Genomic DNA, 9,214 nt, shown 5'->3' on the forward strand with positions numbered 1-9,214 from the left:
TTAAACAACCATTTACATGGTATTGATGCGTTCCAGATAAGTGTGAACGCCGGTGACAAACTGCTGAAAACTAACCGATCGATTGTTAGCAAGGTTAAGGTGGGGCGCAATGGCTCGGGCACCAGAGACTTTCTGATAACGGGTAATCAGTTTTTTCAACTCTTCCTGAGCATTGGCCAAAGCATCAGGGTTGCGGAATTTACGACTATTCTGTTTTTCAGCCAGCCGGGGCTTGTTAAAAGCTGCACCTACCGCAGCAAGATCCCCAAGAAACCAGCTTTCCAATTCATGAACCGCAATGCGAACCAGTGTCTCCGGTCGATGGTTTTCTTCGCATAACTGTTGTAGTCGTGCTTTCAGGCGTTCACAGTCGTCCTGGTCTTTATCACGCACCACCACAAACCAGCTATTGGGTATGTTCCAATGGCGCAGTTTGATGGGTATGGATTTTTCCAGATCCTGCTTGCCCTCATGGGGAATACATCGAAAAGAGACTTCCGGTGGTAACAGTCGGGGTAACAATGTATTCAGCAATACTTGAGCAGAGGGCTCTTCCAGCAAAAAGACCAACTGCGTCATCAGGGGTTTACTCCATCAAACAGTCCCTGCTTCCAGAGCGCACCGGGTAAATCCCCGCCTTCGACCAGACTTTTTATCAGCGCATTATCGGCAGCACGCTCAATGGTGGTGACACCGTTGCTTTTCTTCAACCAGAAAATCTCTTCCAATTGAATGCTGTTCAACATATCTGGCGAATGGGTAGACACCATCACTTGGCCACCCTGATCGGCATAACTTCGAAATTCCTCCGCCAACTCCACCATCAGGCTTGGATAGAGCTGGTTTTCTGGCTCCTCGACACAAAGCAATGGATGAGGCGATGGATCATTCAATAGCAACAGATAAGCGAACATCTTGATGGTGCCATCGGAGACATAGCGAGCTACAAACGGGTCTTTAAAGCTGCCATCCTGAAACTTCAGTACAATCCGGCCATCGTCGGTTTCCACCGCTTTGACATCTTCAACCCCTGGCACCCGCTGTTTCATTTTATCCAGCACATGCTGGAAAATATCCGGGTGTTGCTCATAGAGGTACTGTGCTACCAGCGCGGCATTTTCCCCTTGGGGCGATAAATGCTCTGCATAGCCTGCGTCCCGGGTCTGGCGGGCATCGCTGATATGAAAATCGGAGACATGCCAGTTTTCAATCAGCTGGCGAAAGGCATTGGCTGCCCGGAATCGCTGAAATTGCCCGAGTCCTTTTACGGCCAGAATATCCGGGCTGTCCAGTGTCTGCTCTTCCCGTTCCAGCTCTGAATCGGCTTTATTAAAATCTTCTTCATTGAGAATGGCGTAACCGCGGCCTCCCCGGAAATCCAGGAAATGAAACGGTGAACCCTGGCTACCCCGTTTATAGCGGAGTATCTCCCGGGCAACGATGGGTCGGCCTTTGTCCTGTCGAATTTCCAGCAGATAAGTCACCAGCCGGTCAACGCCGCCAATGGGCAAGCGGAACTGCAGGGTGAATTCGATAGGCTGATCAATACCGCCACGGGTGGCTACTTCCCGAAACCCGCCCCGTTTCTGTAAGGCGATGCGGACATTGCCGTGCAGGGCATCCCTGAGAAAACCGAATACATCAAACAGTGTGGTTTTCCCGCTGCCATTGGCACCGACAAAGACGCACATGCCGGGCAGGTTTTTCAGCTCCACATGCTGAAAGACCTTGTAATTTTTGATTGTCAGGGACTCAAGCTTCATCCGGCGGCTTCCATCAGTGGCTGTTGTTGTGGTTGTCCTTCCAGAGTATCACTTTCTGGCGGGTTTGCCTTGGTTGGTGGGGTGTCAGGCAAAGTTAGTTCGCCGGAGAGGAGTTTGGGGAGGAGGGTGTCTCTCAGTTCAGATAACCTCATACTTTCAATAGCTCGACTTTCAATTTTTTTGTCGAGTGACAGGCTGAATTTATTAAATGCCTCAATAGAAATACTACAGGGGTTGATAACCTGTAAACCTTTCAAATCTTTCTGATTTATTGATCCAAAAACCGTCCCTTCACCATTAAATCTATCCAGTTGGGTTTGCAAACTTTTCAATTGGTAGTAAGTAAATGATGTACTGCCACTATTGTGACGTAAAGCTGATAAGCCTCGTCCAATACAGCAATCTTCAAGTGCAATATTCAGATCCCCGACTGGTGCCCTCACGCTCATTAGAATATCACCTTTTGTTGCCATTCTTTTGGGTGATGAGGTATAAAGCCTTGGAGTGGGATATCGCCAACCAAACTCAGCCCTGCCTTGAAAGAAAAGCTGGCCTTCCTTTACTTCGTTGTATGTATCACCTTTAGGGGACTGTCCCATTACGACGTTATACTTGTCTCCTAAAGTGCCAACCTCCCATCCCACTGGTATCTTCCCAAACTCTGAATGCTTCATTGCAGAAGGAAACAAGGCAGCAGTTCGGGCAAGCTCGGCGTAGGCTTCGGGTTGTTCGGTTTGCAGGGTGTTCAGGCTTGCCTCGTCTCGGGCGGAGATGGCGCACATGGCTGCCCGTTCGGCGTCTTCGGCACTGCCGCCTGCTGTCAATACCGATAGTTTGGCTTTTACCGGATCGAAATCGACAAACCAGCTTTTGAAGAGGGTTTGGGCGATGGCTTCGAGGGTTTGGTTCGATTTTGAATTGATTTCAATTTTTTCATCAATTGCATAAAAGGTTTGTGCTATTTCCCGTTGTATCTCCAGACTTTCTGGATAATAAATCGGAATATCGCTCAAAATTTTAGTATTAATAGAAGGCATTGTCGCACCGACAGCAATACCTCTTATATATTTTTTAAATGCCTCTAAGCCGAAAAAATAGGATAGGTAAAGTGGATCTATTTTTTCTTTATCGGCTCTTAATCGCAGACAACGACCAGAGAAAAGCCAACCATTTTCTTCTTTTCTAACTATGGCTCTACGATCAACAGAACCAACACGAGAGAAAACAATATCACCTTCTTGCAAATGATACTTCGAGAGGCGAATCCTATCTTCATCTGACACAAACGGAGTGTCTATATGAATAATTCGATTATCTCCCAAGTGTTCAACTGTGATTATTGGAGTACCAACTTGCACATAGTCTTCTTTATGTAATTGACTGCCAAACGGACCCGTTTGAACTCCTATTTTTTCAGCACATAACTCTGAAAGCTTTGAGCATCGAAAGGTGGATGGAAATAAACCGTATTCGGTTAGTTGGATTTCAGAAGTCATAACCCAACCCTGCAAAGTTATTTTTAATTTCCTCTTCTAACCGATCACTCTCAGCAAACTGTTCCTGAAGCAAACCTGTTAACCGCATCATCTTGTCAGCAAACGGCTCACCATCATCATCCTGCTCAGCAGCACCCACATAACGCCCTGGTGTGAGAACAAAGTCGTGTTTCTGAATATCTTCAAGGGATGCAACAAAACAAAAACCGGGTTTGTCTTCGTAATCCTTACCTTCTTGCCAAGCGTGGAAGGTATCAGCAATCGAGGCAATATCATCTTTGGTGAAATCCCTCAATACCCGATCTTTCATAAAGCCCATATTGCGAGCATCAATAAACAGCGTCTCCCCCCGACGATCCACCTTGCCATTGCCACTCTGCTTGTTCTTGGTCAAAAACCAGATACAGGCTGGAATCTGCGTATTGGTAAACAACTGCCCCGGCAGCGCCACCATGCACTCCACCAGATCGGCCTCAATCAGCTGACGACGAATCACCCCTTCATTATTGGTATTGGAACTCATGGAACCATTGGCCAGCAGCAGCGCCATCGAACCGTTGTTGTGCAAATGGTGGAGCATATGCTGCATCCAGCCAAAGTTGGCGTTGCCTTTGGGCGGTGTGCCGTATTGCCAGCGCACATCTTCCTCCAGCCGGGCATGCCACCAGTCCTTGATATTGAACGGCGGGTTGGCCATAACAAAATCGGCGCGCAGGTCCGGATGCTGGTCATCCAGAAAACTGTCGGCGTTCTTTTTACCAAAGTTAAAGTCGATGCCCCGAATGGCCATATTCATGGCCGCCAGCTTCCAGGTAGTGGGGTTGCTCTCCTGACCATACACGGAGATATGCTTTTTCTGCTCGCTGGCGTCGTAATGGTGCTCTTTGGCGTGCTCTTCAATAAACTTCTCACTGGAGACAAAGAAACCACCGGAGCCCATGGCCGGGTCATACACCCGCCCCTGAAAAGGTTGCAGCATTTCCACAATCAGGGTGACGATGCTTTTCGGCGTGTAGTACTGGCCACCCTGTTTGCCTTCCGCCAGAGCGAACTGACCGAGGAAGTATTCATAAACGTGGCCAAGGATATCCTTGCTGTGCAGTTCCAGCTTTTCGCCCTGATATTCCGGGTTGCGGAAGCTGGTGTCCGAGAAACTGTTAATCAGGCCGATCAGCTTTTCGTTATCCAGCTGATAGTTGCTGATGCGGTTGAGAATGCCTTTCAGTTTGCTGTTGGCTTTTTCAATGTCATCCAGGGCATTGTCGATCAGCCAGGAGATGGAGCGCAGCTTAATGTCCTCCCCCTGTTCGTTCTGCCAGATCACCGAACCGATGGCCAGGGTAGCGGTATCTTTCAGTGTGCTCCAGCGGGCATGCTTGGGCACCCAGAAGATGTTTTTCTCCTGGTAGTAATCGAGAATTTCCAGCTCATCGGCAATGGCCTGCTGGTAGTCTGCGTCGGAATCGAAATCGTCCCGGGGCAAGTAGTAGATATTGTCATCGTCTTTTTTCTGAAAGAGTGCTTTCAGTTCTTCCTGACGCTCTTCAAAAGCATCCGACACATATTTCAGAAAGATCAAACCCAGCACAATATGCTTGTAGTTCGCGGCATCAAGGTTACTGCGCAGTTTGTCCGCAGCTTTCCATAGCTTATCGTCCAGCGCCTTAAGGAACTGCTGTTCAGTGGTGTTCATAGATTGGCCGTTGGTAGGTTCTGAGAAGCTTCCCCCACGCTACCGCCCGTGGCTTGTACCATCGTCTTTATTGACTCAGGGGAGCGGAGGGCCAGATAGCTCAGAGAGGAATTTTGGGAAGGAAATAATTGTACGCTTGTGAGGTTATAGGTGGTAGTCGTGTATTTGCGAAGCACTGATTAGAAAAAATTTCACTTTTTGGTTTGCATGCGACACAACTCGTCGCAGGGCTGTTTTATGATGGGATTCTGAAACGGGAAAGCGTTGCCGAACGGCGATGAAGTGAGCTTTCTATGCTACTTGCAGGGATAGCCAACGGCCAGCGTGTTCACATCCATGTGAGATGGATCCTGTACAATCCATGTACAGAATGACAACGGAGTTATTCTGAGTTAATGATCAATAATGTTTAATACAGCCTCTTAATGTCTACCGTAAGAAGGGCCACTGCAATATTTATGATAAAATTCCGAAAAATGTTTGTTTAGCTGCTCTATGTTTTCAAATGGGTAATACTTTGGTCCGGACAATAAAGATAACTGATCTGATTTTATTGATTGGATAAACTCTATAATCCGGATCGCAGCATCAGCATGGCTGGTTTGGCTCTCTGACCACTCTGCCCTTATCATACGGAAGAAATAGGCCAGACAAGATAAGGTCATTACATGTAAGCAATCTTTCTCCTCCTGGGCCTTTCCTTCCAGTTGAGCTTTATGGCATCCATAAGCCGGATAGAGTATGGCTCGTTTGAAATTATATATTTCATTGTTTAATAGTGTTGTCGAACCGGTAAAATCAATACCAGATGTTTCCACAGGTTCCGTAATTTTATGACCATCCAGCATGATTGGTTGTAATTTTCCAGAAGATATGCTGGCTTCCAGCGTCATAATTTCTTTTACTCGTTCTGCCCTGCTGGGGCTATTAATATCTCCGTCTTCCTGACTCATAAACCGAGTAAAAAATCGGCTGATACCACCATCTTTCCCCTCTCTTATGGAAGAGGCGTTCAACGAATGAAAAATCAGATCTTTAAGTGTGTCCAGTTCTGTAAACCTGACCGCTAATGCTTCCGTATCCAGACCTAGAATATGAAGAAGGATATTCCATGATATATTTAATCGAGCAATCTTCTGACTGTATTGACTGGTTATACTTGATCCCTCAATTTTCTGATTGATAAAATTGTCTATCGCATGCAATTCAGGATTCACTCTTAATATGCTATTTATTAAAATTTTCTCCTTGAATGCCAGCTGTGTATTGAGATTATGTCTGATTGTTTTCCTGGTTTGCATACAGGTAGAAGCCAGTTCGTCGATTGCCGTATCAATCTCATCTTCCAATGTTCTGGTACTGGCTCGAGCCTGAGAACCATCACCTGGTTCAGGACTCACTGATTTCCTGCATTCAATAATTTTTATCAGATCCTCAAATTTATTGAGTATAGACGTATTATTATCCAACTCCTTTTCTAATTCCTGATCGGACATTGTTATTTCCTGATCCGGTTTGTTGTCAGCATTGCTGTCATTGTCCGTATTCGATATCGAGCTGGCCGAATCATTACCAGTAAGCTCAAGTCGCCTATATATAGCTGGCTTCATTGAGTTGAGTTCTTGTTTTATTTTGTGATTAATATCACCGGAATGCTCATCAATGGTCAGATAAAGAACGTTGGTGGCTGCCGACTTGATTTCATGATAGTTGTTCAAGCTTTTTACCAAATTACTGCTGGCTTTCTGATAATCACTGTATCGGTTACTTCCCGTCCGGAGTGAGAGCCAGTTCATTGGATTGATCAACTGACGAATTCTACTGAACACCGATACCGGTCTTCCACCACTGATACGGGAGGGGTCTCCCAAGTAAACGGTTTGTTGAATATTGCTGGCCATGTTTGATTTCACGCTGCTGTCCATAAAAATAACCTCTGACGGTAAACAGTGTGGCACACACAATATAATGCTGCATAAGTTGCCTGATTTTTGATGGGTTAATGTCTTTTTTTGTAATTGACCCGGAAGTTGATAGCCAGCTGGCCAGGCTGCTATTGTCGGCATGCCGTTCAATCCATCGGGCTGCAAGCATATCACATATGCCTCCACAGGATTCCGGGTGAGTGCCAATAATTCCAGCTACCGGATTTTCCACCTGGGAAAATTGCCATGTGCAGGAACCGTTTTATTATTTTTTGTTCGATGGGGCAAGCAGCATCGTTCCAGTAAGAGCCATTCCGGTACTTTGCTGTATCTTTGAGAGTGATAAAATAAGCTGGATTCCTCGAACCCGTATGAACCTCACAAGCTTAACTTTCCTTAAGCTTATTTGAGTTCAGATAGGGTACTTTTGTTTGACTGCTTGCAACTAATTATTTTTTTTATTGTCTGATTGAGTACTGACACAACAGTAACCTTGGTAAGTTACTCAATATTATGCAACCTGCGAAGCTCCCACCATCATCTCCACAGCCCGACTCAAGCAGTCAGAAACCCTCTGCCAAGTCAGTAGAAAAAACAGAAAAGGCTGAAAGCAGTTGGTTAGGTTCTGTCGTCACCAGACTACTCCATGCTATTGGCTACGTAGAAAGCAGTACAGGCAAAGATACAGCCCTTGCCGACAGGCAAATTTCATATTCTGACCCAGGCCGCCCTGAAGACACAGAAACAGACACACAATCCGAAACCAGCATAACAACCGATCCGGAACCTGCAATTGCCATGGAACCGGAAGAGGTTTTACCAGCGCTTGCAGAGGCCGTAAAAGCAAAAGATGCCGCCCGGGTAAAATCATTATTAGCATCGCTGCAACGGTCATGTCCGGATCAAGCGGCAGAAAAAATCCGGGATATCCTTACAACCGTTTTACAGGATCCATCCATTCCTGCTATGCCCTCAACAGCGCTCGATCAGCTTAAAAAGCTTATCGACTGTTTGCTGGCAGGTTGTGGCCCTGATAACAGTTCACTGGCGAATTCAGCCCTTAAACTGTTCTTTGACCGGAAACATTTCGCCCATGCCGCTCATTTTAAAGAGACCTACAAAGCAAATCTGGAAGCAGGCCATCTCAAGATCGCTCTCGATGAACTGGTCCGGGAATACGCACCTTACGCTGAACCTGTCAAAACTCTTGAAACAGCGCTCCAGAAATACGCATTAGACGGTGAACGTACCAAAGCTCTCGAAAAATTGCTCCGGAAATACGCATCAGACGCTGAACACACCAAAGCTCTCAATAAACTGATCCCGGAATACGGACCGGGCGAATATAACAAACCTGGCGACCAGTACCTTTCTGACCACGGCAAAGTGATACTGGGCCTGGCAAATCTGCAAAATGCCCAATCCCTGAAGTTTGCCATGAATACTCTGGCTGACGGGCTGGAAAAATGTTTGGAAGACAGTAGATGGCTACGAAAACTGAACGAAACAAAATATGTTGACATTGTGGTTTTTTTTGAGGGATTTTTTAATCACGGCATCAAGAGTGAAAAGCTGGCCTACTCACTGATGACTCTCTGCTTTAGCAGGCTTAATTACGACAGGGCTGACAAAATTTCAGAAAGATTCAATGTTCGCCTTACCGACAAGCACCTTATCAAAGCCCTCAAGAATCGATCTCACCGGAGTTCTGTCAATAGAGTGCTGAAGCTGGCAACTCCCGGGGCAGCTGGCAAACAAATCATTAAAGACACCATTGAGAACATTTTGAAATTAGAGCTAGATTTCGTTGCGACCTCCTCCCCCACCGAGATTTTAACTTTCAAGGATTTTATCGCGTCTTATGCCTGGCATCTTCCCGGAGAGGTCAATGACAAATTGTTCCTGCTCAATCCGCTCATTGAATTTTGTGTCCGCGGACAGCGAATTGACCAGGCTCAAAGACTGAAAATGCGTTTTCCGGGCTGTTACCTTGAGCAGTGGGCTTACCGGGAGACTCGTCAAAGAGTGACTCTGTCTGCAATCGATGAGACAGAGAAATCAAAGAAATTAACAGCGTTATTGGATCTGACCAGGCAAGGCTGACCGGTAATAGTTCAGGCGACTAAGTAGCTGGCCATATGGAATCACATATTTCTGGCTACTTGGGCAGGTGCTATGCGAGGCACAACGGAGGGAGCATAGCCGTAGCTATGTGACCGGAGTTGTAACGAAGCACGACTGCATGGATGCAGGAGCTAGAGCAACGCAGGAGCAGTTGCCGGGAGTACCTGAACAAGGAGTCAGAAATATATGATTTCATAATATGGTTACTCCAGT

The 9,214-nt window shown here is 46.4% G+C and carries 6 protein-coding genes; 1 reads left to right on the forward strand and 5 read right to left on the reverse strand.

Annotation, left to right across the window (positions count from 1 at the left end):
• Nucleotides 1-12: 12 nt before the first annotated feature.
• The 5 genes from CX664_RS13765 to CX664_RS13785 form a co-directional block, all read right to left on the reverse strand.
• Entirely contained in the window at nt 13-579 is a 567-nt protein-coding gene (locus CX664_RS13765) for a DUF4276 family protein (RefSeq protein ID WP_219622197.1), read from the reverse strand.
• The gene (locus tag CX664_RS13770) at nt 579-1,763 is read right to left on the reverse strand and encodes an AAA family ATPase (protein WP_101747280.1); all 1,185 of its coding nucleotides are present in this window, start codon (nt 1,761-1,763) and stop codon (nt 579-581) included. Before CX664_RS13770 ends, CX664_RS13765 begins: the two co-directional genes overlap by 1 nt.
• On the reverse strand, nt 1,760-3,259 hold the full coding sequence (locus CX664_RS13775; protein ID WP_101747281.1) for a restriction endonuclease subunit S: 1,500 nt from the start codon (nt 3,257-3,259) through the stop codon (nt 1,760-1,762). Before CX664_RS13775 ends, CX664_RS13770 begins: the two co-directional genes overlap by 4 nt.
• Nucleotides 3,249-4,952 carry a class I SAM-dependent DNA methyltransferase gene (locus CX664_RS13780; RefSeq protein WP_101747282.1) on the reverse strand — a complete coding sequence of 568 codons (1,704 nt, stop codon included), beginning with the start codon at nt 4,950-4,952 and terminating at the stop codon, nt 3,249-3,251. The genes CX664_RS13775 and CX664_RS13780 overlap by 11 nt, the downstream gene beginning before the upstream one ends.
• 422 nt (nt 4,953-5,374) lie before the next feature.
• Nucleotides 5,375-7,018 (reverse strand): hypothetical protein, encoded by a 1,644-nt coding sequence (locus tag CX664_RS13785; RefSeq protein WP_146000005.1) that lies wholly within the window; start codon nt 7,016-7,018, stop codon nt 5,375-5,377.
• A gap of 372 nt (nt 7,019-7,390) precedes the next feature.
• Between CX664_RS13785 and CX664_RS13795 the strand changes: the two genes are divergently transcribed.
• Nucleotides 7,391-8,980: a hypothetical protein gene (locus CX664_RS13795; RefSeq protein ID WP_101747285.1), complete on the forward strand. Its 1,590-nt coding sequence runs from the start codon at nt 7,391-7,393 to the stop codon at nt 8,978-8,980.
• Nucleotides 8,981-9,214 lie beyond the last annotated feature (234 nt).

It is taken from the genome of Endozoicomonas acroporae, assembly GCF_002864045.1.
In the GTDB taxonomy this organism is placed as follows: Bacteria; Pseudomonadota; Gammaproteobacteria; order Pseudomonadales; family Endozoicomonadaceae; genus Endozoicomonas; species Endozoicomonas acroporae.

Coding starts and splice junctions, on each gene's coding strand:
- CX664_RS13785 (WP_146000005.1), bottom strand. CDS start 7,018: ATGCCGACAATAGCAGCCTGGCCAGCTGGCTATCAACTTCCGGGTCAA.
- CX664_RS13780 (WP_101747282.1), bottom strand. CDS start 4,952: ATGAACACCACTGAACAGCAGTTCCTTAAGGCGCTGGACGATAAGCTA.
- CX664_RS13795 (WP_101747285.1), top strand. CDS start 7,391: ATGCAACCTGCGAAGCTCCCACCATCATCTCCACAGCCCGACTCAAGC.
- CX664_RS13765 (WP_219622197.1), bottom strand. CDS start 579: ATGACGCAGTTGGTCTTTTTGCTGGAAGAGCCCTCTGCTCAAGTATTG.
- CX664_RS13770 (WP_101747280.1), bottom strand. CDS start 1,763: ATGAAGCTTGAGTCCCTGACAATCAAAAATTACAAGGTCTTTCAGCAT.
- CX664_RS13775 (WP_101747281.1), bottom strand. CDS start 3,259: ATGACTTCTGAAATCCAACTAACCGAATACGGTTTATTTCCATCCACC.